This window comes from Paenibacillus sp. BR2-3 (genome assembly GCF_046529485.1).
In the GTDB taxonomy this organism is placed as follows: domain Bacteria; phylum Bacillota; class Bacilli; order Paenibacillales; family Paenibacillaceae; genus Paenibacillus_AQ.
The window spans coordinates 3,072,182-3,096,695 of the sequence record NZ_CP126311.1; the positions used below are offsets into that span (position 1 = coordinate 3,072,182).

33 protein-coding genes and 1 pseudogene are annotated in these 24,514 nt (G+C 43.4%); 8 read left to right on the forward strand and 26 right to left on the reverse strand.

Going from position 1 to position 24,514, the window contains the following annotated elements; translation table 11 throughout:
- Positions 1–193 precede the first annotated feature (193 nt).
- From PaeBR_RS14525 to PaeBR_RS14535, 3 genes are all read left to right on the forward strand, one after another.
- Complete coding sequence (locus PaeBR_RS14525; RefSeq protein ID WP_410511286.1) at positions 194–853, forward strand: ArsR/SmtB family transcription factor; 660 nt, start codon at positions 194–196, stop codon at positions 851–853.
- A 22-nt stretch (positions 854–875) separates the two neighbouring features.
- On the forward strand, positions 876–1,196 hold the full coding sequence (locus PaeBR_RS14530) for a DsrE/DsrF/TusD sulfur relay family protein (protein ID WP_410511287.1): 321 nt from the start codon (positions 876–878) through the stop codon (positions 1,194–1,196).
- A gap of 92 nt (positions 1,197–1,288) precedes the next feature.
- Entirely contained in the window at positions 1,289–2,596 is a 1,308-nt protein-coding gene (locus PaeBR_RS14535; protein ID WP_410511288.1) for an MFS transporter, read from the forward strand.
- Between the two features lie 162 nt (positions 2,597–2,758).
- On the opposite strand, the gene PaeBR_RS14540 is transcribed toward PaeBR_RS14535, so the two are convergent.
- The 15 genes and pseudogenes from PaeBR_RS14540 to PaeBR_RS14610 all read right to left on the reverse strand — a co-directional run bounded on the left by PaeBR_RS14540 (position 2,759) and on the right by PaeBR_RS14610 (position 10,402).
- Positions 2,759–3,046, reverse strand: a complete 288-nt coding sequence (locus tag PaeBR_RS14540; RefSeq protein WP_410515187.1) for an HAD family hydrolase — start codon at positions 3,044–3,046, stop codon at positions 2,759–2,761.
- Entirely contained in the window at positions 3,034–3,279 is a 246-nt protein-coding gene (locus tag PaeBR_RS14545) for a hypothetical protein (protein WP_410511289.1), read from the reverse strand. The genes PaeBR_RS14540 and PaeBR_RS14545 overlap by 13 nt, the downstream gene beginning before the upstream one ends.
- 20 nt (positions 3,280–3,299) lie before the next feature.
- Positions 3,300–3,731, reverse strand: coding sequence for a hypothetical protein (locus tag PaeBR_RS14550; protein ID WP_410511290.1), 432 nt, complete (start codon positions 3,729–3,731; stop codon positions 3,300–3,302).
- Between the two features lie 307 nt (positions 3,732–4,038).
- Positions 4,039–4,422: a DUF302 domain-containing protein gene (locus tag PaeBR_RS14555; protein ID WP_410511291.1), complete on the reverse strand. Its 384-nt coding sequence runs from the start codon at positions 4,420–4,422 to the stop codon at positions 4,039–4,041.
- A 212-nt stretch (positions 4,423–4,634) separates the two neighbouring features.
- Positions 4,635–5,021: a rhodanese-like domain-containing protein gene (locus PaeBR_RS14560; protein WP_410511292.1), complete on the reverse strand. Its 387-nt coding sequence runs from the start codon at positions 5,019–5,021 to the stop codon at positions 4,635–4,637.
- The gene (locus tag PaeBR_RS14565; RefSeq protein ID WP_410511293.1) at positions 4,999–5,421 is read right to left on the reverse strand and encodes a rhodanese-like domain-containing protein; all 423 of its coding nucleotides are present in this window, start codon (positions 5,419–5,421) and stop codon (positions 4,999–5,001) included. The genes PaeBR_RS14560 and PaeBR_RS14565 overlap by 23 nt, the downstream gene beginning before the upstream one ends.
- A gap of 74 nt (positions 5,422–5,495) precedes the next feature.
- Complete coding sequence (locus tag PaeBR_RS14570) at positions 5,496–5,813, reverse strand: rhodanese-like domain-containing protein (protein WP_410511294.1); 318 nt, start codon at positions 5,811–5,813, stop codon at positions 5,496–5,498.
- Positions 5,814–5,859: 46 nt separating this feature from the next.
- Positions 5,860–6,129 carry a metal-sensitive transcriptional regulator gene (locus PaeBR_RS14575; RefSeq protein WP_410511295.1) on the reverse strand — a complete coding sequence of 90 codons (270 nt, stop codon included), beginning with the start codon at positions 6,127–6,129 and terminating at the stop codon, positions 5,860–5,862.
- Positions 6,130–6,200: 71 nt separating this feature from the next.
- Positions 6,201–6,293: pseudogene (locus tag PaeBR_RS14580) on the reverse strand (DsrE/DsrF/DrsH-like family protein); the annotation flags it as partial.
- Between the two features lie 172 nt (positions 6,294–6,465).
- Positions 6,466–7,251: a sulfite exporter TauE/SafE family protein gene (locus tag PaeBR_RS14585; RefSeq protein ID WP_410511296.1), complete on the reverse strand. Its 786-nt coding sequence runs from the start codon at positions 7,249–7,251 to the stop codon at positions 6,466–6,468.
- Between the two features lie 314 nt (positions 7,252–7,565).
- Positions 7,566–7,793, reverse strand: a complete 228-nt coding sequence (locus PaeBR_RS14590) for a sulfurtransferase TusA family protein (RefSeq protein WP_410511297.1) — start codon at positions 7,791–7,793, stop codon at positions 7,566–7,568.
- Between the two features lie 20 nt (positions 7,794–7,813).
- A complete protein-coding gene (locus PaeBR_RS14595) occupies positions 7,814–8,959 on the reverse strand; it encodes an MBL fold metallo-hydrolase (RefSeq protein WP_410511298.1) in 1,146 nt (381 codons plus the stop codon).
- Positions 8,960–8,980: 21 nt separating this feature from the next.
- Positions 8,981–9,376, reverse strand: a complete 396-nt coding sequence (locus PaeBR_RS14600; protein WP_410511299.1) for a DsrE/DsrF/DrsH-like family protein — start codon at positions 9,374–9,376, stop codon at positions 8,981–8,983.
- Positions 9,377–9,400: 24 nt separating this feature from the next.
- Positions 9,401–9,979, reverse strand: a complete 579-nt coding sequence (locus PaeBR_RS14605; RefSeq protein ID WP_410515188.1) for a sulfurtransferase TusA family protein — start codon at positions 9,977–9,979, stop codon at positions 9,401–9,403.
- 225 nt (positions 9,980–10,204) lie between these two features.
- Positions 10,205–10,402 carry a response regulator transcription factor gene (locus PaeBR_RS14610; protein WP_410511300.1) on the reverse strand — a complete coding sequence of 66 codons (198 nt, stop codon included), beginning with the start codon at positions 10,400–10,402 and terminating at the stop codon, positions 10,205–10,207.
- Positions 10,403–10,526: 124 nt separating this feature from the next.
- Here PaeBR_RS14610 and PaeBR_RS14615 point away from each other — a divergent pair, with 124 nt between their 5' ends.
- Positions 10,527–10,814 (forward strand): ArsR/SmtB family transcription factor, encoded by a 288-nt coding sequence (locus PaeBR_RS14615; protein ID WP_410511301.1) that lies wholly within the window; start codon positions 10,527–10,529, stop codon positions 10,812–10,814.
- Positions 10,815–10,816: 2 nt separating this feature from the next.
- Positions 10,817–13,324, forward strand: coding sequence for an FAD-dependent oxidoreductase (locus PaeBR_RS14620; RefSeq protein ID WP_410511302.1), 2,508 nt, complete (start codon positions 10,817–10,819; stop codon positions 13,322–13,324).
- Between the two features lie 126 nt (positions 13,325–13,450).
- On the opposite strand, the gene PaeBR_RS14625 is transcribed toward PaeBR_RS14620, so the two are convergent.
- The 8 genes from PaeBR_RS14625 to PaeBR_RS14660 form a co-directional block, all read right to left on the reverse strand.
- Positions 13,451–13,666 carry an SHOCT domain-containing protein gene (locus PaeBR_RS14625; RefSeq protein ID WP_410511303.1) on the reverse strand — a complete coding sequence of 72 codons (216 nt, stop codon included), beginning with the start codon at positions 13,664–13,666 and terminating at the stop codon, positions 13,451–13,453.
- 135 nt (positions 13,667–13,801) lie between these two features.
- Positions 13,802–14,641 carry an EFR1 family ferrodoxin gene (locus PaeBR_RS14630; RefSeq protein ID WP_410511304.1) on the reverse strand — a complete coding sequence of 280 codons (840 nt, stop codon included), beginning with the start codon at positions 14,639–14,641 and terminating at the stop codon, positions 13,802–13,804.
- Between the two features lie 27 nt (positions 14,642–14,668).
- Positions 14,669–15,088, reverse strand: coding sequence for an FMN-binding protein (locus PaeBR_RS14635; protein WP_410511305.1), 420 nt, complete (start codon positions 15,086–15,088; stop codon positions 14,669–14,671).
- A gap of 19 nt (positions 15,089–15,107) precedes the next feature.
- Positions 15,108–16,070, reverse strand: a complete 963-nt coding sequence (locus tag PaeBR_RS14640) for an FAD:protein FMN transferase (RefSeq protein ID WP_410511306.1) — start codon at positions 16,068–16,070, stop codon at positions 15,108–15,110.
- A gap of 230 nt (positions 16,071–16,300) precedes the next feature.
- Positions 16,301–16,882 (reverse strand): TetR/AcrR family transcriptional regulator, encoded by a 582-nt coding sequence (locus tag PaeBR_RS14645; RefSeq protein WP_410511307.1) that lies wholly within the window; start codon positions 16,880–16,882, stop codon positions 16,301–16,303.
- Positions 16,883–17,123: 241 nt separating this feature from the next.
- Positions 17,124–17,906 carry an IS630 family transposase gene (locus tag PaeBR_RS14650; RefSeq protein WP_410515058.1) on the reverse strand — a complete coding sequence of 261 codons (783 nt, stop codon included), beginning with the start codon at positions 17,904–17,906 and terminating at the stop codon, positions 17,124–17,126.
- Entirely contained in the window at positions 17,795–18,253 is a 459-nt protein-coding gene (locus tag PaeBR_RS14655; protein WP_410510947.1) for a helix-turn-helix domain-containing protein, read from the reverse strand. The genes PaeBR_RS14650 and PaeBR_RS14655 overlap by 112 nt, the downstream gene beginning before the upstream one ends.
- A gap of 363 nt (positions 18,254–18,616) precedes the next feature.
- Positions 18,617–18,874, reverse strand: coding sequence for a hypothetical protein (locus PaeBR_RS14660; protein ID WP_410511308.1), 258 nt, complete (start codon positions 18,872–18,874; stop codon positions 18,617–18,619).
- A 255-nt stretch (positions 18,875–19,129) separates the two neighbouring features.
- Between PaeBR_RS14660 and PaeBR_RS14665 the strand changes: the two genes are divergently transcribed.
- Positions 19,130–20,656, forward strand: coding sequence for an FTR1 family protein (locus tag PaeBR_RS14665; RefSeq protein WP_410511309.1), 1,527 nt, complete (start codon positions 19,130–19,132; stop codon positions 20,654–20,656).
- 23 nt (positions 20,657–20,679) lie between these two features.
- Positions 20,680–21,135 carry a hypothetical protein gene (locus tag PaeBR_RS14670; protein WP_410511310.1) on the forward strand — a complete coding sequence of 152 codons (456 nt, stop codon included), beginning with the start codon at positions 20,680–20,682 and terminating at the stop codon, positions 21,133–21,135.
- A 349-nt stretch (positions 21,136–21,484) separates the two neighbouring features.
- On the opposite strand, the gene PaeBR_RS14675 is transcribed toward PaeBR_RS14670, so the two are convergent.
- Complete coding sequence (locus tag PaeBR_RS14675) at positions 21,485–21,847, reverse strand: Ig-like domain-containing protein (protein WP_410511311.1); 363 nt, start codon at positions 21,845–21,847, stop codon at positions 21,485–21,487.
- Positions 21,848–22,186: 339 nt separating this feature from the next.
- Here PaeBR_RS14675 and PaeBR_RS14680 point away from each other — a divergent pair, with 339 nt between their 5' ends.
- Entirely contained in the window at positions 22,187–22,372 is a 186-nt protein-coding gene (locus PaeBR_RS14680; protein WP_410511313.1) for a hypothetical protein, read from the forward strand.
- Between the two features lie 113 nt (positions 22,373–22,485).
- Here the strand turns inward: PaeBR_RS14680 and PaeBR_RS14685 are convergent, their stop codons facing one another.
- The gene (locus PaeBR_RS14685) at positions 22,486–23,475 is read right to left on the reverse strand and encodes a hypothetical protein (protein ID WP_410511314.1); all 990 of its coding nucleotides are present in this window, start codon (positions 23,473–23,475) and stop codon (positions 22,486–22,488) included.
- Between the two features lie 3 nt (positions 23,476–23,478).
- Positions 23,479–24,498 carry a radical SAM protein gene (locus tag PaeBR_RS14690; protein ID WP_410511316.1) on the reverse strand — a complete coding sequence of 340 codons (1,020 nt, stop codon included), beginning with the start codon at positions 24,496–24,498 and terminating at the stop codon, positions 23,479–23,481.
- Between the last annotated feature and the right edge of the window lie 16 nt (positions 24,499–24,514).

Here is a 24,514-nt window from a genome sequence, read left to right on the forward strand (position 1 = left end):
GAAACATTTATCTTGGTTAGAATATATGCCACAGTGGGGACTTTGTAAAGAATTATTTTTGTTGGATTGTCCTTATCTACAGGCACATCAACAAGTGGGTTCTACACAAAACAAAATTGACAACTAGATCAACTTACAATACTATATAATTATTCAATTGATTTATTGAATAATGAATGAGGTGACTAATATAATGAATATAGAACGTGTTTGGCAAGATCAGTTGTATCAGGAATTTGCACGTATCGGAAAAAGTCTCTCCAGTCCTAAACGACTGGAACTGCTTGATCTATTGAGTCAAGGTCCAAAATCAGTGGAACGTTTATCCAAAAGCACCGGTATGAGCGTTGCGAATGTCTCTCAGCATTTGCAAACCTTGTATGAAGCAAAATTAGTAAAGTTCACGAAAAAAGGTACATTTGTTATGTATGAAATTTCCGACTCGGCAGTAGCCGATTTTATGTTGTCGTTGCACAGCCTTTCTGAAAAACAGCTAGTGGAAATCCAACGCATTAAATCAGAAATTCTACATTATCACGAGAGTATGGAGCCCGTTTCTTTGGAAATATTGATGGAGCGCATGGTTAAAGGAGAAGTCTTATTACTGGATGTAAGGCCAAGGGAAGAATACGAAACAGACCACATACCAGGTGCGATATCCCTTCCTGTGGAAGAATTGGAACAACATATTTCAAGCCTGCCTTCAGATGTAGATATCATCGCCTACTGCCGTGGGTCTTATTGTTTCATGTCCTCTCAGGCAGTAGAAATGTTGAAGACTAAAGGGTTAAGAGCCTTCCGCCTGGAGGAAGGAATCCACGAATGGCGTCAGTTTGCAGAGCAACAAAATTAACCAAAAACGGGGAGGTTTTATCATGAAGTTAGGTATTATCTTGGAGACTAGTGAACCAGAAAAAGCTTGGAATGCTTTTCGATTCGCCAACACATCTTTAAATCGACAACATACTGTTCAAGTATTCCTTATGGGCCAGGCTGTAGAGTGTGAAGAAATTGATCACGAGAAATACAATGTCGCGGCAGAAATGAAAAAATTTGTGGATCTCAATGGAGTATTATATGCCTGTGGGACTTGCCTAAAATCAAGAAAGCTTACGGAACAAACCTCCTGTCCGATTTCGACCATGAATGATTGTGTAGATCTCGTCGAGTGGGCAGATAAAATGGTTACTTTTTGAAGTTTTTTTCAAAACTCCGAACGCTTAAGAGGTAAAGAAAATGATTTACATAGACTACAATAATATCTTTAGCAAGGAGACAAGAGGACACAATGACTACAGAAATTAATGATTCAAAATCTTTAGAGAGTCAACCGCCTTGGTTACAAAGTTACATTGATTCTCCAGAAAAACAACAACAGTTGTATCGCCGGACGTTAATTAGCGTTGTCATTTCACAGATTTTTAGCGGAGCTGGACTTGCTGCAGGCGTAACCGTCGGAGCTCTGCTTGCACAAGACATGCTGGGCACAGATAGTTTTGCGGGTGTCCCCACTGCCTTGTTTACTTTGGGTTCTGCAGGAGCAGCGTTACTGGTAGGACGACTTTCCCAACATTTCGGAAGACGTTTGGGGCTTGCGACAGGATTCTTGGCTGGCGGTATGGGTGCAATCGGAGTGGTGATTTCAGCTTTAGCTAATAATATTGTACTTCTTTTTGTCTCACTACTAATCTATGGTGCCGGAACTGCAACAAATTTACAGGCACGTTATGCAGGTACAGACCTGGCAAAGTCCACTAAACGAGCTACCGCAATTAGTATCGCAATGGTATCAACAACCTTAGGTGCTGTCGCAGGTCCAAATTTGGTTGTGCCCATGGGAAGATTCGCCACAACACTTGGAGTCCCTGCTCTGGCTGGTCCATTCATTCTTGCAGCTGTAGCCTACATCATTGCCGGTTTAGTGCTTTTAGCTTTTCTTCGTCCTGATCCTCTCCTTGTTGCAAAAGCAATTGCAAATATGCAGAAAACAGACGGGGGCTATCTTTCAGAAGAAAGCTCTAGCACTCTAGGAATAAAACAACGAGGAATCGTTGTTGGGGCTACAATAATGATATTAACGCAAATTATCATGATTTCAATTATGACAATGACGCCTGTAAATATGAGGCATTATGGGCATGGCTTGAGTGAAGTAGGACTGGTTATTGGCATCCATATCGGCTCTATGTATCTCCCCTCTCTTGTGACTGGTATCCTCGTAGATAAGATTGGACGTACTGCCATGGCAATCGCTTCTGGCGCTACTCTGCTTGCTGCTGGTATTTTGGCTGCTGTTGCACCTGCTAATTCTCTGCTGGTACTCATCATTGCTCTCGCTTTGCTTGGACTTGGTTGGAACTTTGGCCTGATTAGCGGTACAGCACTCATCGTAGACGCAACTAATCCTGACAATCGTGCAAAGACACAAGGATCTGTTGACGTCTTGATCGCTTTGTCAGGTGCATCTGGTGGAGCACTCTCTGGAATGGTTGTAGCTCATTCCAGCTACACGGCACTCTCACTTGCTGGAGGCCTTCTTTCACTGCTGCTAATTCCAGTTATTATCTGGTCCCGTAGCAATCAGAACAATGGTTAACAGGTATAGTTTAGCTTTTCTTTACTTTTTTTCTTGCACTTAAAAAAGCACCTGAATTAATTATAAATGAAATTATTCCATTTATTGTTCATAACGACACCCCCATATACGAATCATATCGTTTCTCTACCATCCCCATTCGCTCCTTTTTAGCGTCAAGCCCTAACAGTCAATAAAGACTTCTTCTCCTTTCCATTCCGCTTTAACATCTCTTCCTGTCACAGATTGAAGATTTTTCGCTTCTTCTAATTGGCTTACGCGAAGTTTTTCTTGAACCCCCTTTACTACTGCAGCGGCTAGAGGATGGTCACTTAGTTTTTCTACGGCTCCGGCTATTAAAAGAAGTTCTTCACTTGTTGTATTTCCAAAAGGAATAATTTCCGTTAACTTTGGCTTCCCCTCAGTTAAGGTTCCTGTTTTATCAAAAGCAATGGCTGTTAGTTCCCCAATTCTTCCAAGGGGCCTCCGCCTTTTACTAAAACACCTCCTCTGGCAGCCCTTGCGATTCCGCTAAGAACGGCACTAGGTGTAGAAATAGCCAGCGCACAAGGGCTTGCAGCTACCAACACTGCCATCGCTCTGTAGAAACTTTCGGTAAACGTTTCATCAATTATTAAAAAAGCAAAAAGTAACAAAATTAACCGAGCCAATGTATAATCATTTGCTTCTTTTATCACTTTCACTTCGAGTACATGGGTACCATTTATGGTACCTGAGGGGCAAGATCCGCCAGTGCAGCAATGGATTTTCGAGCTCTGTTCATGGCAAAATGCTCTACGGCATGACCTAAGCTGAATAAAAATAATAATAAAGCACCTTCTGCCCATTTTCCTAGAAAACCCGCTCCAATTGCTGCGATAAGCATTAAGAAATCGATTTCAAAGCTGCACTTCATTAATGACTCAATGGCCTCTTTTACAGTAAAATACCCTCCAAAAAAGTACGCAGCTAAGTAAAGAGCCAAGCTCACCCAACTAGAGATTTGCCCTAGGAAGTCCAATATAAATCCAATACCTAGCAACGTTCCGCTTATTATTGAAAATATAAGCTCGTTGTTAGGACCAAATATACCTTGATGGACATGTTCGTTTTGCTCGTTTCCAATTGATGAGTTATCATGGGGTTTATTTTCCAAAGTAAAAAACCTCCTATGAATACTAAAGTTATCGATGTTTAAGAAGCTGTCTTTCTGTGATGTTTTGTTGATTCTCAACTGACCAGGGGTCGCTTATTGTTTACAGGATTAGTCTCTTTATGTTTATACACGAGTATTTCCATAAATTAGACTAATAAATCTTAGGATATAAACAGTATGTTAATGATTAAATTTAAGTTCTTCTACTTATCTTCCATACAAAAAACAAGCCCAGTACCGATAGGGTACTAGGCAGTATATAACCTAAAATGCACTCATTTTCTAAGACTCTTTAATATCAATGATATTACTGACTTTTTTCCACACATGCGATAAGCCGCTTTTCAATATCAGTAGCGATGGACATTAGCTCGTCATTTTCTACGAAGCCTATGAGACTTGTTGGTTTCGGCAAACCGATCTTGGTACTACCGTTTTCTTCATACACGGCTAGCTTGCATGGAAGGAAATAACCAACGAGGGCATTTTCGGACAACACGCGCTTCGCTTCAACCGGATTACAAACCTCCAAGATATGATAGGTCATCTCAAGATCGACGCCCTTTTCCTGAAGTTTCTCCTTCATATCCAGCTGCCAAAGAACGCCGAACTTCTCTGCCTTCAGGTTTTCCGTAAGAGCTGCGATCGCTTGTTCAGGTGTTTTTGTTGTTTCAACGGTATAATGGAACATGACACTTCATCCTCCCGTTATCATTTTTGTACAATCAGAACATTATGAGCGTTAGTTGGGTGATCAATCTCCAAAATAGTAAAACCCAGTCCTGCAAACGTGCTTCATGTCTTTGGATCCGATGCGGTGATGAATTCCTTCCAAATAAACTAACTTGTCTACCCTTCTTATCCTTACCCTAAATTGTCTAACCTAAACGGATGAATCCCTTATCAGCGTTTCAGTTTACCGCTCCAGGCGCTCAGGCCACCTTGCAGGTGAGCAAGCTCTGAATAACCGTTTTTCAGCAAAATTCTTGCCGCATTCTTGCTTCTCATACCACTTCGGCAGTATAGAAGAATAGCTTTATCCTTAGGTATTTCCCCTAGCCGACCAGACAACTGGGATAATGGGATGTTCTTCGCACCGGTAATATACCCGTTCTTATACTCACCCGGCTCCCGCACATCGATGATCATCCGATTATCAGTGCTCTCCATCGCATTTCGGAAATCCTCGGACCTCAGCGTCCTTAACCCTTTAGCCGGTCTTAATCGGGAATAGACGAACCAGAGCAACAACACAATCACTGCAATGTTAATGATTGAACCTGTGTTCACAATGCCTTCCTCCTTTCGCAGTTATTTTATGAAAGTCTATTTGGTCAAGCAAAAAATCGCCTTGTATAGCAAATAGACTATGGAATCTATGCCTACGGAGGATTCTTGCTGCTTTATTGATCTGGTACCAATTGTTGGACAAAATTAATACATCATCATCAGGTGAGAGATCATGTTGCCAAACATAAGGAAGACGCCCTAAGGATATATTAATCGAGCCGGGAATATGTTCTTTCAAATAATCCGAAGCATCCCTGACATCGAGCATTTTCAAGTTTAAGCAATCCTTGGTTTGGACCCAGTCGTGTGCCTTAACATAGGAAAGTGAACGAACGGGCCAGAAATGGCGAAGGAACCATAAGACCACTGCTCCAGCCGAGAAGTACAAAAGTGCTATCATGTTGTCCTGTCCTTTCAATAGCGCTGCAGTAGCTGACCATTACCACAGCTACTGCAGAACCTTAATGTAAGGCGTTAGTCACGCACCAATTCATGCGTCCAGGCATTAAGTCCGCCCGTCATGTTCACAACATTAAATCCCTTCTCACTCAGCAGCTCGCAAGCCAGACCGCTCCGGTTGCCGCTTCGGCAGATGACAATGGTTTCACGCGCGGGATCCAGCTCATGTTGCCGTTCCAAAAGCAGCCCAAGCGGAATATGCTTGGCACCGGTGATGTGCCCCTCGGCCCATTCTCCAAGTTCGCGAACATCCAGCAGTGTAAGGGATTCCCCTTTCTTGAGCTGTGCTGCTACCTTCTGCGGTGTGATTTCTTTTGAAATTTTGAATGCCATGTTGATCTCTCCTTTATTTTAAGTAGTCTTAGCCTTTCCCAATCCATTAATGACTTTTCACAAGAAGCTCGACGGCTTCCTTGACCATTTTTCCGGTATCTTGGTTGCCTGCGGCTTGTTCAGCCAAGATACATTGATGCAGGTTCTCCGCGACGATTTGGGCAATGGCTTTGTCGGAGGCATTGCGGACGGCGGACAATTGAGCCACAACTTCTTTGCACGACTTTCCTTCTTCCATCATTCGCAACACACCCCGAACCTGACCCTCGATTCTGCGCAAGCGTGTTTTCATTTCATCCGTATAGTTGTAATCCATCATTCATCCTCACCTTTCAAGTTATACCAGTATGGGTATAGTATAACGCAAAAAAATAAGAACATACATGCTTAAATAAACAAATTAACCTTCCCATTTGAAGCATCACCCAAATAGGCAGCAACTCCGGCATATTCAAAGCCGTCAATCAATTCTTCCCGTTCGCAATAATAAAAGCCGCTATAGCTTTATCAATATCACCGCAAAACAGCATGATCGTTGTATTTCCCTTCATATAAACCCTCTTTCTTTACGTTTTGTACTTATACCCCTATAGGTATTATATCACGAAAAAACTGTAACACAACTCCTAATTTTAGGTATCTTGCAGCAGCCTTAAAGAATGGAAGACCAGATCTTTACTGCCGTGAGGGCAATCAAGACGACCAACCCATACCGCAGTACATTTACATTCATTTTTGAGCTTATCCTCGATCCAAGAGGTGCACCGACTAGACTTCCGATTACAGTATAAACGGTTGGTTCTAGGGGGATACCGCCAGCCGAGATTTTGCCGATTAGCCCACCGATCGCCGAAATAAAGACGATAGCGAGCGAGGAGGCTATCGTTGTACGAGTCGGAATTTTGAGAACAGTCAGCATTATGGGAATGAGAATAAACGCACCGCCAGCACCTACGATTCCCGAGACGATCCCTACCAAAAAAGCCGCTCCTATTGCAATACCTTTATTGAATGCAAGATTACCTGATTGTTCTTCGGTCCCTTTCCTAGGGATAAGCATTAGAATAACCGCAAGGACCGCTAGGATTCCGTAAATCAGATTGATAACTTCGCCGTGGAGCAGACCCGATATATAACCTCCGACCAGACTACCCACGAGAATGCTGCTCCCCATATACACTACTAAACCCTTGTGCACAACAGCGCCATTATTTTTCTTTCGGCGAAAGGCAATCACCCCGGCGAGTGAGGCGAAAAACACTTGGAACATGCTAATAGACGACACCTCATGCGCCGAGAAATGGGCTACCCCAAGCAAGGAGGGTACATACAGGAGAAGAGGATAATTGATAATTGCTCCGCCAATTCCAAGCAAGCCGGAAAAGAAGGAACCGACCAAACCGAGCAATACCATTACGATAAAGAGCAGTACATCCATCGGTTTTCACCTCCCTTTACATGGTTATGAAGAAAACAAAAAACAGTATACGAATCGGAAACAAGTGGATATAATAAAACCAAGTAAAATAATATGAAATGAGTGATTAAGCATGCTTAACGTGTTGAAGACTCTTTTTGAAGATAAATGTCCCGTATGCAGCGAGAAACTGCATGCCGATAGCAATGCTTCCTGCTGTACCAAGATATGCCCAAAAGGTCATTATAAAGAAGAGAGCTACTGCTCTCTTGGCGTCCGAATCGTCTATGACGGCTTGAAATAAGCGAACACGCCCGTGCGTGTTCGCTTATTTTTTATATCTTTTTTACAAAGAATTTATAGATGCCATTATCTTCTTCGTGTTTGATAAGCTCATGTTTGGTTTGTTTGACCCATGCCTGAAAGTCGTTAACGGAACCTTTGTCCGTAGACTGTACTTCCATGATTTGACCGGATGTAAGACCATCAAGGGCTTTCTTCGCTTTTACGATCGGCATTGGGCAAGCCATTCCTTTCGTGTCTACCACAACATCAACTTGCATATCATTAAATCCTCCTCTTATTAGTCATGAACGGCGCAGCGGTTCGGACCGATTTCCATCTCGCGCTGCTCGTCTTCACTTGGTGTCAATTTTCCCATGTTAGTTTGACGAATTTCTTGGTATGCATTCGGCTGAGGTGGCAGGTTTTCAGTTACAGTGCGCCGGAATGCCTCCTCCTCCTGAATATTCAGACCTGGATTTTTACCATAGAGTTCCGACAGCCCTGCCATAACTTTTCCGCCTTCTCCGAGCTCAGACACTTTACCGAAATGAGCCGGAAGTACGGTTAAATCCTGTGGTAGCCCTTTGTAGCGGTTATAGAGCGTTTCACGAAGGTCACCGACCCAGTCCTCTGCTTTGCCAGCCAAGTCGGGACGTCCAATGGATTCGATAAACAGGATGTCACCGGTCAACAGGAATTGTTCGTCTATGATAAGCGATGTGCTGCCGATCGTGTGACCCGGTGAGTATACCGGTTCAATACGAATCGTCGTATTTCCTACAGAGATATCCTGTCCTTCTTCCAACTTCTCATACGGAAAAGTCACTTCGCCAGCATCCTTGGGGGGCAACCAATAGGTGCCTCCGGTCTTTTCCGCCAATCTCCGGCCGCCAGAGATATGATCGGCATGGAGGTGAGTATCTAGGGTATGCTTGATCGTCGTACCTTGCTTTTTCGCAAATTCTTCGAAGACTTCCGTCATCCGGAGCGTATCCACTACGGCCGCTTCTCCGTCTGAAACAACCATATAGGATAAGCAGCCTTTACCGAGCCGCACGAACTGGTACAGTGATCCCCCACCTTTCAATTCACTGATCTTGACGGGTTCCAGATGCTCACTCCAGGATTTCATTCCGCCTTCCAGATAATGCACATTGCTTCTTCCCGCTTCAACGATCTGCTCAGCCACAAATTTGGATGAACCCTCCTTGGCACATACCACAAGGATCTTTTTGCCGTCCGGAATTTGATCAAGTGCCGGATCCACACCGTCCAGCAGTTCAAAATAGGGAATATTTATCACATCTATCCGTTCGCCTTCAATTTTCCAGTCATTAAAGTCACTCTCATTACGAACGTCCAGAATAAACAGTTCTTCTTTGGCCAGAACCATTCTTGTAAGTTCCTTGGCCGTCATTATGCTCAGTCCTTTTGTAGCTTCCATGTATCGGTTCCTCCTTTGTTATTAAAAAGTTAAAGAGACGTTTGCATCCTTCGCAAAATCAAGAAAAGTCACAGCTCCGCCCACTTCGATCCCTTCGATAAAATCTTCCTTTTTCAGATTCATCACATCCATGGTCATCTGGCAGGCAATAATCTTTACGCCCATCTCCTGTGCCATCCCAACCAATTCCGGAATGGATGGAATGTTGGCATTCTTGAAGCCTTCGGCAAAATGTTCGCGGCCAGCCGGCAATGGCAGTTGATGATGAGCTTGGATATGAATCAGATTCAATCCTTCAAAGGTGAAGAAAATTGCAACTTCGGCATCCGTCGCCGCCGAAGCAGTTGCAATGTTGAACACTTTATAAGCATCAAACAAACCACCGTTACTTGCGATAATAGCTACTTTAGTACTCATTTCGTATATACCTCCGTTTTGTTTTTAGTTTATTTTATTAGTTTTTTCCTTTGGTCCTGTCCATTCGGACATGCCGGGTTCGACATTCTGCACATGATTGAAGCCTTTCCCGGCTAGCAGCTGGCATGCCAAATCACTACGTGATCCCGTCCGGCAAATGATATGGATGTTGTCCTCTGGATTAAGTTCATTCAAACGGTTTTCCAATTCACCTAGCGGGATCGAAAATGCTCCCGGTATTCGATTAAATGCGTATTCGGCAGGTTCACGAACATCGAGAACCGTCACCTTCTCTCCGCTCGCCAGTTTTTTCTCAAGATCTTCATTGGAAACGACATGCTTATACTTTTTCTGCTCCTTAACCTCATCGGGGTTGGCTTTGCGAAGATAATGCATAAGCACGTCACCTTCTTCAACGGTTCCCAAATACTGATGTCCGGTATTCTTGGCCCATCCCTGAATATCCGCAAGGGAGCCTTTATCTGTAGCTTGAACTTCGATAACCTGACCAGCTTCAAGCTGGCCCATCGCTTTCTTTGTTTTAACGATCGGCATCGGGCATGCCAGTCCTCTGCAATCCAGCGATTGATCTGCTTTAATCATAGGCAATTTCATAACCTCCTCTGAAGTATTTTCCAATCCTACTGTTAAAATCAGGCTATTCGATCATGTCATGATTATCTGCCCCCACGGATAATTAATTTAAAATTAAGTGAATAATACATATACCCGTATGGGTAAATAATAAATATGTTAGTCTCGTTTGTCAATAGTGTAGTTAAGCAACTGAATTTAAATTGATTTGACGAGTGTTAACTTCATAAAATTTTAGAATTTTATACCACTCAGCTTAGGCATCATCAGGTCTGTAATTACAAAACAGGGATCATACTTTTGAAAAGCCTCCTTGCCTTTTTCCCCATTCTCAGCCTCCAAAATTTCATATCCTTCTCTTTCCAAATACAGTTTAAGCAACTTTCTTATTTTCGGATCATCTTCAATGATCAAAATGTTTTTTCCCAGCATGCGATACCCTCCCCTGGAGTAGGTCTTCATTTTATAATTATTGTGAAAAAAACAACTTGATTTATATATCAATAAATCTTATTATTACGATATACAAATATTATAAAGCGAGGTGTTCTTCACATTGAATAATAATTTCAAAGCCTATAACCAAACAGCAGATACCTTAAAGGCTCTGGCTCATCCCGTTCGATTATGCATCATTAAAGGATTACTCGAAAAAGGCAGCTGCAACGTAAGCTTTATGCAGGAATGCCTGGACCTTCCACAATCAACGGTTTCCCAACATCTCCAGAAGCTTAGATCTTTGGGCATTGTTGAAACTGACCGTAATGGCCTTGAAGTTAATTATTCTGTTAAAGATGAGAAAGTAAAACAGCTGATTCAATTATTTTTAGGGGAGGATAAATGATTATGAGTAAAAAAGTATTGATTGTCGGTGGGGTTGCAGGAGGTGCTTCCGCAGCGGCTCGTTTACGGAGATTGGATGAAGAGGCACATATTATTATGTTTGAACGAGATCCTTATATTTCTTTTGCCAACTGCGGCCTTCCTTATTATATCGGGGGTTCCATACAGGACCGCTCCAAACTGCTGGTACAGACTCCGGAAGCCATGCATAAACGATTTAATATCGACGTACGGATTCAAAGTGAGGTTGTCTCCATTGATCCGGTGAACAAGAAAGTCCGCGTACAAAGTAAGGAAAGAGGTTTTTATGAGGAGAGCTATGATGCAATAATCCTGTCTCCTGGTGCGAAACCGATTCGCCCTTCTTTACCCGGTATAGATAGTACTAAAATTCACATACTGCGTAACATTCCCGATACGGATAAGATTAAAGCCAAAGTTGCCGAGGAAGGCACTAATTCAGCTGTTGTAATTGGTGGTGGATTTATCGGTGTTGAAATGGCGGAGAACCTCAGAGAGGCCGGTCTGGAAGTAACATTGATCGAAGCAGGTCCGCAAATACTAGCTCCTTTCGATTCCGAAATGGCTTCAGTACTGGCTAAGGATCTTGAGGATCATGGTGTGAACCTTATATTCTCCGATATGGTGAAAGGTTTTTCAGAAGTAGGAGAGCAAATTGAGGTTAGCTTAGCAAACGGAACTGCTTTTCAAAGTGAAATGGTCTTACTGGCCATCGGTGTTTCGCCGGATACCTCCTTCCTGAAGGATAGCGGCTTGGAGTTTGGTCCCCGCGGTCATATTCTGGTCAATGAGCGAATGGAGACAAACCTTGAGAATGTTTTTGCGGTAGGTGATGCGGTGGAAGTTGTGGATTTCGTAAACGGGAGCAAAACCGCCATTCCTCTGGCTGGACCTGCGAACAAACAAGGGCGGATTGCTGCAGACAATGTTTGCGGGCTCGGCACCACTTACAAAGGCTCACAAGGCACATGCATCATAAAAGTGTTCGGTCTGACCGGTGCTGCTACCGGCAACAACGAAAAAACTTTGCAGCGCCTTGGCATTCCCTATCATGTCATCCATATTCACCCAAACTCTCACGCTTCCTATTATCCCGGTGCAACTCCTATATCTTTAAAGCTGCTCTTTGATAAGGAAGGAACTGTGCTTGGAGCTCAGGCAGTAGGTTATGACGGAGTGGATAAACGTATCGATGATATTGCCACGGTGATCCGGTTTAGAGGTACTGTTACTGATTTGACAGAATTGGAACTTTCTTATGCTCCTCCCTATTCATCCGCGAAGGATCCGGTCAATATGGCGGGGTATACGGCAGAAAATATTTTGACAGGGTTGACAGAGGTATTTCTTACCGCAGACTTGGCGGGGCGTGACAAGAACAATATCATTTTGGTAGATGTGCGCTCGGAGCTGGAGCATGCCAACGGTCATATTGAGGGTTCCATTAACATTCCTGTGGACGATCTTCGTGAGCGTCTGGCAGAGCTTGATCCAAGTAAGGAGATTTGGGTTTACTGCCAAGTCGGCTTGAGAGGTTACACTGCATCAAGAATTCTGAAGCAGAAAGGTCTGCAAGTGAAGAATCTGACCGGGGGCTATAAAACCTATCAAATGAGTATCCCTACGCCTAAAAAAAAAGATGATCTAACTCCAGACCATATAATTCCTGTAGCTATTAAGGGAGTGGCACCATCTCCAGTCCTGCCTGATGTGGGCAAAGTCAAATTGGTTGCCGCTAATCAAGAATTGACGCCTGATGCAGTTCTTGACGCCTGTGGACTGTGCTGCCCAGGGCCGTTAATCCAGGTGAAGCAGAGTATCGATCGATTGCAAGATGGACAGATACTGAAGGTAACCGCTTCGGACCCAGGTTTCTATGAAGATATTAGAGCATGGGCCCAAATGTCCGGGAACCGCCTCATGCAGTTGACAAAGCTGCCCAATGGTATGATAGAAGCCTATTTATGCAAAGGAGTATCGGAGGAATATACGCAAGTCGCTTCACAAAGAGATCAAGGTCATAGTGGCAGCACCATGGTTGTCTTCAGCGGTGATTTGGATAAGGCAATCGCCTCCTTCATTATTGCCAATGGAGCAGCCTCCAGCGGTAAGAAAGTTACCATGTTCTTTACCTTCTGGGGACTGAATATTATCCGCAAGCACGAGAAAGTGCGAGTGAATAAGAATTTCATGGGCAAAATGTTCGGAGTTATGATGCCCCGAGGCAGCCGAAAGTTGAAGCTATCTAACATGAACATGATGGGCATGGGTTCGCAGATGATTCGTTCTCTGATGAAAAGCAAGAACGTTTTCTCGTTGGAGGAATTGATGCAGTCGGCCTTAGACCAAGGGGTAGAGATTGTCGCCTGCCAAATGTCCATGGATCTCATGGGAATTACTCGTGAAGAACTGATTGACGGTGTGGGTATCGGCGGCGTAGGCTATTATCTTGGCCAAGCCGATCAATCTGGCCATAATTTATTCATTTAAAGTTTTGTTATATCGGCTATATAGTTATTAAATAGACCTACAACAAAGATAATCTGCTATAAAACGGCAGATTATCTTTGTTATCTAGGTCTAAAATTGCAGCAAACCCCAAGTTAACCTCTTCCATCAGTCACGTAAACGCTCTTTCATTTGTTTATATTCGTCGTCCGTTATTTCACCTTTAGCATAACGCTCTGCAAGTATTTTCTCAGGAGTTGAATCACTTGCCCGAACAAGTCCCTCCCCCTTAACTAATTTAATTACCACGTAAACCACCCCGATAATAATAAGGAGATTAAGTAGAATACCGAAAATCCCCATTCCGTAACCATAACCCGACATCATAGCTGTTCAATCCTTTCGCAATTAAATTCTAGCTCTTGAGAAAACGAACACCTGAATTCCTCCCCCCGAATCCGTAATGTTCATTGTTCTCTCCTCCTGATGATTACAATATAAACCATAGATATGAAGAACTCATTTGCAACTTGTGAAGAAGTTATTAAGGTTGCTTTCGGCTCTTTCCGCGAGTTCTCTTGTGATTTCATTGATACTTATATTGGGATTTGTATATCTTCCCTTTTTTTCAGTTCCTTTGCCATATTGAATTGCTTTCGCGGGGCAATAATGGACACATGCCAGACATAGGGTACAGCGTGGCCCCCACTGTGGTTTTCCATCCACTTGAATGTTATTACAGTTACAAACCTTTTCACAAGTACCACAACCGGTACACTGATTATTTACATAAAACTTTGTAGTATCAATGGCTTTTTTATTAAACATAGGATTTATAATGCCGGTTAATAGCCACGGAAGAGTACCTTTATCCACCTTAAATTCTCCCGTTATTCTTCGCTCAATAACATGGTTGATATATTTCAAGGTCCCCTCTGCCTCAGCCAGCTTTTTGTTTTGCACTTCTTTTGAATCTACGTCACCCATTATGATAAAGTTATTTGGCATTTTAATAGAAAATCCGCTATTTAAATGTATGTCTTTTTTCCTCAAACAATCGTTCATAACTTTCATCGTATTTCCAATGCTGCCTCCACAAGTTACAATCGAAAAGACGTAGTTCCCCAGGTAATTATTCAGCTTAAGCTTCTCAATAAAATCAAGCACGATTTTGGGAGGGCCCCATGAATGAATAGGATGTACAAATCCTACAAGTTCATTGTCCTTCAAGGTGTATTCATGGCATGTAGCACCCGTGCTTTCAGCGGTGGATATTGAAATTAACTCTTCACCCGTATGACGGGCAATTGTTTTAGCGGCATATAGCGAGTTCCCTGTTCCGGAAAAGTAAAATATCATGGTATCATCCTCTCGATTCCTGTGTTATTATTCCTGCGCTTGATCAAGCGCATTTTCTATTGCTTTGAGATAGGCTTTAGAGGTAAGGGTTGCACCACTTATGGTATCCACCTGCAGCGACTGCGACTGGATTACCCTGCCGTACAGTTTATCCGTGAATTCAGATGTCTGTTTCTCTTTATGCTCTAATATCCTGATGTCTGTAACCTTGCTTGAGGACACGGTTACCTGAACTTTATTGGCTCTCCATTTGTACATGCCGCCCTCATACTCTCCAATATAAGTGCCATCATTAAGCTGTTTAAAATTCACGGCCTTGATCGGGAGATTTTTTGCTTCACGCCGTTCCCCGGCAGTAAAGAGTAACCCTCCTCCCAGTCCCGCCACTACAACACTCACCACAACGATAACCCCTATTAGCATTTTGCTTTTCCCCTTTCTTTTCATCCTGATCTTCTCCCATCATCTAATCTAAGATATTCACTCTTATCCCCTTATCCGTCTGAAAACAGTCTTTCAGACCTTGGGTAACGTAAACTCGCAACTCCGTATCGACGAGAACAGCATCGGTTCCGGGGAAGCTTTTGAGGAATTTAAGCCCTTTTTTCATTCCGGCTATAAATACTATTGTCGACAATGCATCCGCAACTGTGGCGCTATCCGCAACTATGGTCACACTGATCAATCCTGATTCCGACGGATATCCGGTATTTGGATCCAGAATATGATGACGTCTTTTCCCCTCACGATCCACAAAGTAACGCTGATAGTCCCCGGATGTAACCACTGCTTTGTCAGCTACAAGCACAGCACCGATTAAACGGTTTTCGTGCCTGGGGTGCCGTATACCCACACGCCACGGTGAGCCATCAGGATTTGTCCCCAGAGCAGCTACATTTCCCCCGATATTTGTAAAAGCCGATGAGACACCAAATTTACTAAATATCTCTAAAAACTTATCGCTGGCAAATCCTTTGCCTATCCCTCCCAAATCAACGGACTGTCCCGCTTTTTTAAGTCCTGCTGTCTTTTCACAGGGGTCAAATATCAAATCTGCATTGTTTAACAGAGGCATAACCTGCCTTATCCTTGCCTCATCCGGAATCTCTGACGAATACTTATAATCCCACAGGTTTACCAAAGGACCGATGGTGACATCAAATAATCCTTTACCAGAGATAGAGAATTGTGCAGCACGCGACAGCACCTCATAGGTATCCATACTCAATTTTTCACATTTCATGCCAGCAGACCCGTTGAGCCTGCTTATCTCGCTTCCGGGCATAAAGCGGCTCAGTAATTTTTCCAGCCGCAGAGCTTCATCCTCAACAGCTCTGAGTGCATCTTCAGCATGCTTGCCAAAGACTTTGTGTGTCATCACTGTGCCCATTCCAAAGTTCGTGGACTGGGCTACCGCGGCATTGCTCATCATTATTCCTCCTTTCAATTGCCGTTCCAAGAATGCATAAGTTCAGAAACGCTATTAAAGAATCTTACATATGAAAAGACTCATAAATGAATGAATATTTTATTATTCATTCATTTATGTGCGTGATGAAGGAAATGCTTGGAATAGGAGGACCGGGTACGAGCGACTAATCCAAATTCCGCAAGAAAGCTGCACCTCCAGCATAAGCATTTGTCTCCCTATTTCAGCCGCTATTTGGGATTATCAGTCAGGCCTTTAATTACAAACTCCGTTATATACTCTAAAATTTTCGGAAAATATTTAAACCCAATTTCTTCCTTATGGGTATCGATATTTATCAGTGTTGCAAAAATGGCCATAATAAGCTCACCATCTATATCATCCCTCATCTTACCTTCAGCCTGCCATTTTTCAATTAACTCCGAAACATTGCCATATAAGAAGTCAACGGAATTATTTCCATTTTCTTCACGGTATTGTTGTTCTATCTTACTGAATACATCCTTGTTGTACCATTCCTTCAGTATTGGATTAGAGTTCATGCCACTGAGGTTTTGTGACATAAATTCTTGAATCAACTTTAAGGGATCATCATCCGGGTCAACAGATTCCATAATACTCTTTTTAAGTTTCGCATTTTCTTCTAAATAAATCTCCATGAAAAGTTTATCTTTCGAGGAGTAGTAATTATAAAACGTACCCACCCCTATCCCGGCCTTTTCTGTAATATCAGAAACATTTGTGTCTTTAAATCCTTTGGCGCTGAACAACTCTTTCCCGCAATTAAAAATATAAGTTTTTTTATCTTCCACCGTATTACCCTCCGAATTATCTATAATTTAAGCTATGCGAATGAATATTTTTTCGTTCATTCATATTGTAACATACAAATGATTTTCTGTCAGGTATAACTCATATGTGAAAGCAGCCGAACGTTACATTCCCCACCAAGGAAGATTGGCATAAGGGTAATGGTTAACATTGCCTTCTTTTAAAGCAGCGTAAAATTCCGGGAAATTATAATTCGGTTGGTATCCTAGTACCTTGACCGCATCAAATTTCAGGGTATAAATGTTTCAATTTGCCTCTGGCCTGCTGAGTGGTAAAGTGCCACTCCACGGACTTTTGTGCCTGGTTGCGATCGACTTCCCATGCCGTGATTTCGCGTTGCAATTGTTCGATAGAGCCGATGCGCCGATCCAGACATTGGATCGTCATAGAACTCAGTTCAATTTCGGCCATGTTTAGCCAGCTTCCATGCTTGGGAGTGTAGTGGATTTCCAATCGTTTCGCTAAAGATAAGGCCTGTTCTGGCGGAAAGGTTTCATATAACGAAGAGATTGTGTGCGTGTTCAAATTGTCCATGACGAGCCGAACCCGTTTCGCATCGGGATAGTGAACGTCCAGTAATTCCTGGATTTGAAGTGCCCAATCTGCTTTGGTTCGTCTTTCGCTTGCCTGTACGTGACGCCATCCAGCTAACGGTTCCGTAAACAAAAACACACTGCAGCTTCCCTTTCGTACGTATTCGTAATCTTCACGCCGCACTTGCCCAGGTTTCATCGGTTCGGATGGACGAGAATCCTCCAGAAGCTGAATCGGCTGTTCGTCCATACAAATTAGTGGGATTTCAGGATCGTAAGGCAGGGCATACGTCTCCAAAACATCCTCCATTCGGGCGACAAATTCGGCGCTGGACTTGGCGGGAATACACCATTGTTTCTTTAAGTGAGGCTTAAGTTTCGTTTTTTTAACGTGGCTCGAATCGTCTCTCGTCCCACCGATTCTATAATATTCAGTTCGATGACCCGGCGCGTCAATAGACGAATGGTCCAGCGAGCATAGCCCACCGGCGGCTCGGAACAGGCCAGTGCAATGATCCGGGCCTCCAGTTCTCCCGTAATCACAGAGGGATGCCCCGGCTCCGACCGTTTTCGATACTGCAATGTGGCCTCTAAGCCGCGGGTACAGTAACTCTTCACGGTATGATGAATCGTGACGTCACTAACACCAACTCGCTGGGCAATCTCCATCTGCTTGGGAATGGCTCCTTGACTTTCATCTACCAGCATGAGGATGAGGCAGCGATTTCGAATTCCCCGTGAAGTCTCCTTCGCATGAAGAAGTTGCTGAAGCCGTTCGCGTTCTTCGTCTTTCAGTTCAACCACGTATTTTTTGTTCATTGGTAAGCCCTCCCATTTGACTCTATATGGAGAGCTTAAAGGTAATATTATTCACGGTCAAGGTACTAGCCTTTCCTTGGCCCTATCAATCGACCAATACGTATAGCCCCACTTATTCAAAAGATTTTCCGGCTCTTCACCGTACTGCACCATCAGTTGTTTCCTCGTATTTGTCCCATCAATCCGCCCTTTGTAGATACAATAACCCGATCTCTTCGGCCGTATCAATAAAATTCACTCCCAAATCAAGTGCTTTTTCCATCGAAAGCGAAGAGGGAAAATGAAAGGATTAAGAAAGAGCCGAGGTATGACGAACCTCGGCTCCTCTTTTTCGAGTTCAGAACGAATCAGCCAATAAAAATATTATGGACATGGAAAACGGAAAATATCTAGGATGATGCCAATTGGAATTCGAATCGTAATAAATGCTCTGTCAATTCCGCTAAAAACCCGTAAACGAATGGTGGTTGGCCCAATGCTTCGTAAACATCCTATGAAAGTGCCGAATAATGTTCGAACAACAACAATGTTTCCAACTAATCCTGGAGAACTATTTTTAATTCTTCTCTGTGTTTTCAGAGGAACTCTTTTAGTAGTGCTTAAATTTAATTCTTTGGACATTCATCTCTCTCCTTTATTGATTGCTGTAATCTCATCTGGTTTTGTCATATGGCAGATTATATTTGACTCACAACAACAGTCTATGGAGAAGCCTTTTAGGTGCACACGGCATTTACCCAAATACCCATCATTAATCATGCTTTTTTCACTTAAATGTCTTATTAGTGTCGTTTTATGTTCATTATTTTCTCATGTAAATATCATTGACGTGAGAATCATTATCAAGTAAAATGAAGCACATGTTAATACCTGATAATGATTCTCATTATTACAAAAGAATTTAGTATTTACAGATTGGGGGAAATGTTCGTGCGAAAACAGCTTTTGATTCTACTGGTTCTACCTTTTATTCTCACCATGTTACTGTTGCCGCAGCTCGCGAATGCTGCAAGTGAGGGGATCGAAAAAATGGGCGAAGCGGAACCTTTGATCTCGCAAGCAATGAATATGGCGAAAGAAGACCTGGTTAAATCAAAACAAATTTACGATCAGTTTCATGATCAGTGGGTGGATGCAGAGGATTCCGTTAAAGTGGATTCCAAACCTGCTTACAAAGATATTGAAACTGAGATGGGTCAAGTGGATTATGCTTTTATGCTCAATAAGCAGGAAGAAATTATCCCTGCGCTGCAAAAATTACAACAAGTGCTTGATCGTTACATACACGGCCAGTACAGTCAAGGAACCGACGACCAAGAGGAGAACATAACACTTCCCGGATTTGTTGCTCTCCTAGAGCAAACGAAGGAACATATTTTAAAACACGATCAAACTGCATCTCAGGATGCTATTAACAAGGTTCGAGATAGTTGGTTAAGTGTTGAAGGCAATGTTGTAGCACAGTCCGCTTCTGTCTACAGTAATTCGGAACGTGACATTGTAGTTGCAAATGCGATGGTTACTAAGCAAGAGTATGATAACGCGGCGAAAATCCTGGATAACATGATCGCTTATCTCACGCCGCTTGCACAAAAAACGTCTTACACCTATTGGGATGCTGCCATGATTCCGATCCGGGAAGGACTTGAGGCATTGCTGGTGGTTGGCGCATTACTTGCGTTTGTGAAAAAGTCCAACGTTAGTAAAGGTGGGCGTTGGGTCTGGTCTGGAGTAATGGCTGGGCTTCTCCTTAGTGCTGTTATAGCGATAATTGTTAAGTTTGCATTCTCTTCAGGAGCTTTTGGCACAAACAACTTCCTTATCGGCGGTTGGACAGGGATTTTTGCCGCAGTCATGTTGCTGTATATGAGCTACTGGCTTCATAGTAATTCTAATGTTAAGAAGTGGAATGCTTATATTCAGACCAAAACTCAAACGGCTGTATCTACAGGACGCATCGTTTCTCTTGGTATACTTTCATTCTTGGCCGTATTTAGAGAAGGTACAGAAACCGTTCTTTTCCTTATCGGGATGGTCAATCAAATTAGTGTTCAGGAGCTTTTGCTCGGCATCTTGCTAGGCTTTGGAATTTTAGCAATTGTAGCGTTTCTTATGCTATATGTAGGTATGAAATTACCGATTCGCCCCTTCTTTTTAGTCTCAAGCTTTATCGTCTTTTATTTATGTATTAAATTCACAGGACTTGGTATACACAGCTTGCAGCTTGCTGGAACTTTAAAGACATCCAACAGCTCTGTTTTGCCAAGCATCAACTTTTTGGGTTTCTTCCCTTCTTGGGAAAGTGCCATACCACAAATCATTATTGCGCTGGGAGCTTTAGCCTTCCTCATTGGAAGCAGCATTAGCAAGCGTCTTGCCAAGCAATCCACTGTTCATTCCTAACTAACTTACACGGAGGTATTACCATGAAACAAAAAATGTTCCTGCTTATGTCTATTCTACTCATTTCTGCTTTGACACTTTCCGCTTGTGGTTCTAAAGCAAACGAGTCCGGACAATCGAACAAAACGGAAGCATCATCTGCAGCTGGTGAGACTGAAGAAAAGACTGTATCTGATTCTGCTATTAAAGAGGGAACTGCCGAGTTACTTAATACAGCAAAGCAACTTAGAGAAGCTGCAACTGCTGGAGATGAAGCAAAAATTAAGGAGACTGGACCGAAATTAGAGGAGATCTGGTCCTCTTTCGAGGAAGGGGTAGAACCTAAATACCCGGACATTTATGAACAAATAGAGGAAAGCCTAAATCCAGCTATTGCTGCGGCCAATGCATCACCTCTCGATAAAGAAGTATTATTAAAAATTGATAACCAATTAATTCAGGTGTTGGATGAATTATCACAAAAGTTACCAGTTAACTAAAAGTCCAAACCCGGAACCAGCTGGCTCACAAAAAAGCTCGATTGATGCTCGAGTTCCACTTTGATAGTGGTTCTCGAGCTTTTTTCGATAATATTAATTCCTTAATCGTCAAGTACGCGGAAAAAGGGTCGATAAGTCTGCTGAGGGGCGTTGCTGTATATATCTTTAGTAACAGGTAAACCATATGCCGCCTTTTGCGGAGGCCTAAAATCTAGGGGGAGCGAAAATAACTCCGTCAGAATTGCTCATCTTCTCAATCAGCAAATCACGATCATCTTTTAATGGACGGTTTATCATAGTGTTATGCTGATCGAACCGAGAGTTGTTTTGGTTCCTTAAATGGAGATCATCAGTGTTTATGATCGGAAGTTACTACATTTATTGCAGCAGATGTTTTTTTGTCGCCTGAACTTACATAAATGGTGGCCTTTCCTGGGCTGACCGCCGTCACTAATCCGCTTCCGTTTACCGTAGCTACCTTAGTATTCGTTGAAGAATATGTAATTTTTGCATTGCCTTTCGGTGAGGTAATCACGGTTGGCTTCAACTGAAATGTCTGAGTTGGTGTTAACGGTTTGGAAGGACTTTTGACTGTTATGGAGGTTACCTTTATCGCTTGGGCGGCATGAGTTAAGGTAGCTGGACTTGTAACTAACGTTAAGGAAAACACAGCCAAAGTAGCTGACAATACAATTGTTTTCAATAATTTCATTTTCAGTCTCCTCTCGGAATCTTGTGAATTTAACAAATCTTGTTAAGCTAAAGTATCCCCCCTTTTGAATCTTCAATAAGATCCTTATATTGTAATAAAAGGATACCAACTCACTTTGGAGGAGATATAAGAAACGATGGTTTTTTACAAAAATAATTAGCCATTCTCTTATTTTAGTGTTAATAACCTGGCGAATGATTACTAGATTATTTTACGCGTGAGAAAAGTACCGAGACTCTTTCCTGTCCCCCGCACAAACCACATAAAAACGACACATTTTAGTGTTACTATGAATGGGTATTAAATATTAGGTAAACACATGACGAGGAGGAATGTTTAATGACAGGTATGGGCGGGGTATCGAGTGCAGCTAATATGCCAAGGAATAGTGGAATGGAAAATATGACTGGAGGGGCCGCGAAAAAACAATCGGCCAATCACCAGCATACTGAGGCAGCCCATCAGAATCACAATACAAAAATATCGGATCAGTATCGTGGGCAAACTGTTGATATTAAGGTCTAAAGGCACATACATAACCCAAGTAAAACTGCTGGACTCTTCCTGCAGATCTTACTTGGGGTTTCTTTTTCATTATAACAATAGGGGAATATTGTCCAGAGACTCGGCAAGTATTATTAAATGGAAAAGCTCGTCTTCTTCAGTTCCTCTGTGCTAAAGAGGATATCGTAAGACTCGATGGATTTCTCCCTTATGAATCCTTCAACAATTTGCTGCACTTCCGCTTCAGTAGCCCCATGAATCATAGCGTATACATTATACGGCCATTCAGGATAAGACTGGCGCTTGTAACAGTGGCTAACTTCTTCAAAGCTAGCCAGTCTTTGGCCAGCTTCATTAATCTTTTCCTCCGGCAGGACACAAACAAACAGACCATTGGCAGAAAAGCCGACTTTCCTGTGCTTCAGGATGACTCCAACTCTTTTTAATGCTCCTCCTGCCTGCAGCCTTTGTAAACGCAGGATTACCTCTTCCACTCTGCAGCCCGTCCGACGTGCTACTTCATGATAAGGCTCGGTTAACAACGGCAAATCTCCCTGCAACTCACGGATAATAAGCAGATCTAAAGTATCAATTTTGCTTTGTTCTCTTATGAATCTACTATCGTTATTTTTTTCTTGGACAAAATTCGTATTCGTTGCCGCTGGTTTTCCTTCCATATTCAAAAACAGCTTCAGCTTGAACACCTGCTCGGCTGGAAATTCATAGAGCTGTGTATTGCCAGCCGCCTCGCGGATCGGCTCAAGCATTGCTCTTCGTTCTTCCTCGGTTCGCGCTGTCAAGGTAAACCACATATTCAACCAATTACGTCTGCGATAATTGTGAGTGACGCCTTTATAGCTATTGACTACCGCGGCAGTCGTATAAAAACGGTCCTCTGCCACTTGCATCGCATACAATCTGCCCGTGTAACCGAGACCAGCCGGATTAAAAACACCTCCAATCCGCCGGATAACCCCTTGATTCTTAAGACTCTCCAGTCTTTGCAGCACTTCTTCCTGTTGTATCCCCAGCTCTTCCGCAACCACACGCCAAGGCTGTGTCACCAAAGGGATTTCTACCTGCAGCCGATTCAGCAGAATCCGGTCTGTTACATCCAGTTTCATCGGCTATCCCTCCTTAATCAGATGCGATGCCTCTGTTCTTTTGTAGCACCATGGTTCTTCAGCCATGAAGTTGCCGCCGCTGTAATAGTACGCTCGCGCCCGACAACCGCCGCAAATGTTAACATCCGGGCAGGAACCACAGGCTCCTTCGTATTTCTTGAAGTTCCTAAGGTCCCGGAATACCGGATTGTCTCTCCAGATATCATCAAATGGCTGCTCACGGACATTCCCCACCTTAACCGGCAGGTACGGGCAAATATGTACTTCGCCGTCCGGCAGCACGGAACAGTAGGCGACGCCGGCGAGACATCCCCGCGTGTAACGCATATCAAGACCCATGCTTTTGGCAAGCGGCATAAATTGGGGAGCGCATGTTGGCTTGATTTCAATGCTTGTTGTTTTCTGTTTGGATAACACGCTGCGCAGGACCGTGAAATACCGGTCCCGCTTCAGGGCATCTTCTTCAATATGGATGCCGCGGCCGGTGGGGACGAGAAAGAACGGATGCAAGGATGAGACACTCAACTTCTCCGCGAGCTCGGCCACCTGCTCAAAATCATCCATATTGTCGGCTGTAAGCGTCATATTAATCTGCACCCTCAAGCCGGCCTCCTGGGCATATCGTATCCCCTGTACCGCTCTTTCCCAGCCATCCGTAGTGTTTCTGAACCGGTTGTGGTAATTCGGAGTAGCGCTGTCTATGCTGATTGCGATCCCTCCCAATCCAGCTTTTTTGAGTTCCTCCGCCTTACCGGCGGTCAGAAGTGTACCGTTGCTTCCGAGTACGGGACGGAGCCCTTTGGCTGCCGCGTAAGAGATCAATTCGCACAGATCGTCACGTGTCAGCGGTTCGCCACCGCTAAAGATGAGGAGCCGGAATCCGGCCGCCTGGATTTGGTCAATCAGGCGGCGCCCTTCTTCCGTGGTCAGTTCACCTTCAGTAGGCGATGCCGGTCCGGAGTCACGGTAGCAATGTTCGCAATATAAATTGCATCTTTTGGTCACATTCCAGGATATGAGCATAACTTAAGCCTCCCTT

Bases quoted from the DNA above. Each gene is read 5' to 3' on its own strand.
- PaeBR_RS14690 (WP_410511316.1), bottom strand. From the start codon at position 24,498: ATGCTCATATCCTGGAATGTGACCAAAAGATGCAATTTATATTGCGAA.
- PaeBR_RS14610 (WP_410511300.1), bottom strand. From the start codon at position 10,402: ATGCTGGGAAAAAACATTTTGATCATTGAAGATGATCCGAAAATAAGA.
- PaeBR_RS14525 (WP_410511286.1), top strand. From the start codon at position 194: ATGAATATAGAACGTGTTTGGCAAGATCAGTTGTATCAGGAATTTGCA.
- PaeBR_RS14625 (WP_410511303.1), bottom strand. From the start codon at position 13,666: ATGTCGGGTTATGGTTACGGAATGGGGATTTTCGGTATTCTACTTAAT.
- PaeBR_RS14590 (WP_410511297.1), bottom strand. From the start codon at position 7,793: ATGCAAGTTGATGTTGTGGTAGACACGAAAGGAATGGCTTGCCCAATG.
- PaeBR_RS14685 (WP_410511314.1), bottom strand. From the start codon at position 23,475: ATGAAACTGGATGTAACAGACCGGATTCTGCTGAATCGGCTGCAGGTA.
- PaeBR_RS14655 (WP_410510947.1), bottom strand. From the start codon at position 18,253: ATGAACAAAAAATACGTGGTTGAACTGAAAGACGAAGAACGCGAACGG.
- PaeBR_RS14575 (WP_410511295.1), bottom strand. From the start codon at position 6,129: ATGGATTACAACTATACGGATGAAATGAAAACACGCTTGCGCAGAATC.
- PaeBR_RS14565 (WP_410511293.1), bottom strand. From the start codon at position 5,421: ATGATAGCACTTTTGTACTTCTCGGCTGGAGCAGTGGTCTTATGGTTC.
- PaeBR_RS14570 (WP_410511294.1), bottom strand. From the start codon at position 5,813: ATGGCATTCAAAATTTCAAAAGAAATCACACCGCAGAAGGTAGCAGCA.
- PaeBR_RS14630 (WP_410511304.1), bottom strand. From the start codon at position 14,641: ATGATATTTTACTTTTCCGGAACAGGGAACTCGCTATATGCCGCTAAA.
- PaeBR_RS14585 (WP_410511296.1), bottom strand. From the start codon at position 7,251: ATGGATGTACTGCTCTTTATCGTAATGGTATTGCTCGGTTTGGTCGGT.
- PaeBR_RS14635 (WP_410511305.1), bottom strand. From the start codon at position 15,088: ATGAAAAGAAAGGGGAAAAGCAAAATGCTAATAGGGGTTATCGTTGTG.
- PaeBR_RS14680 (WP_410511313.1), top strand. From the start codon at position 22,187: ATGACAGGTATGGGCGGGGTATCGAGTGCAGCTAATATGCCAAGGAAT.
- PaeBR_RS14555 (WP_410511291.1), bottom strand. From the start codon at position 4,422: ATGTTCCATTATACCGTTGAAACAACAAAAACACCTGAACAAGCGATC.
- PaeBR_RS14530 (WP_410511287.1), top strand. From the start codon at position 876: ATGAAGTTAGGTATTATCTTGGAGACTAGTGAACCAGAAAAAGCTTGG.
- PaeBR_RS14660 (WP_410511308.1), bottom strand. From the start codon at position 18,874: ATGTCCAAAGAATTAAATTTAAGCACTACTAAAAGAGTTCCTCTGAAA.
- PaeBR_RS14665 (WP_410511309.1), top strand. From the start codon at position 19,130: ATGATTCTCATTATTACAAAAGAATTTAGTATTTACAGATTGGGGGAA.
- PaeBR_RS14600 (WP_410511299.1), bottom strand. From the start codon at position 9,376: ATGAGTACTAAAGTAGCTATTATCGCAAGTAACGGTGGTTTGTTTGAT.
- PaeBR_RS14535 (WP_410511288.1), top strand. From the start codon at position 1,289: ATGACTACAGAAATTAATGATTCAAAATCTTTAGAGAGTCAACCGCCT.
- PaeBR_RS14605 (WP_410515188.1), bottom strand. From the start codon at position 9,979: ATGATTAAAGCAGATCAATCGCTGGATTGCAGAGGACTGGCATGCCCG.
- PaeBR_RS14595 (WP_410511298.1), bottom strand. From the start codon at position 8,959: ATGGAAGCTACAAAAGGACTGAGCATAATGACGGCCAAGGAACTTACA.
- PaeBR_RS14670 (WP_410511310.1), top strand. From the start codon at position 20,680: ATGAAACAAAAAATGTTCCTGCTTATGTCTATTCTACTCATTTCTGCT.
- PaeBR_RS14640 (WP_410511306.1), bottom strand. From the start codon at position 16,070: ATGAGCAATGCCGCGGTAGCCCAGTCCACGAACTTTGGAATGGGCACA.
- PaeBR_RS14675 (WP_410511311.1), bottom strand. From the start codon at position 21,847: ATGAAATTATTGAAAACAATTGTATTGTCAGCTACTTTGGCTGTGTTT.
- PaeBR_RS14620 (WP_410511302.1), top strand. From the start codon at position 10,817: ATGAGTAAAAAAGTATTGATTGTCGGTGGGGTTGCAGGAGGTGCTTCC.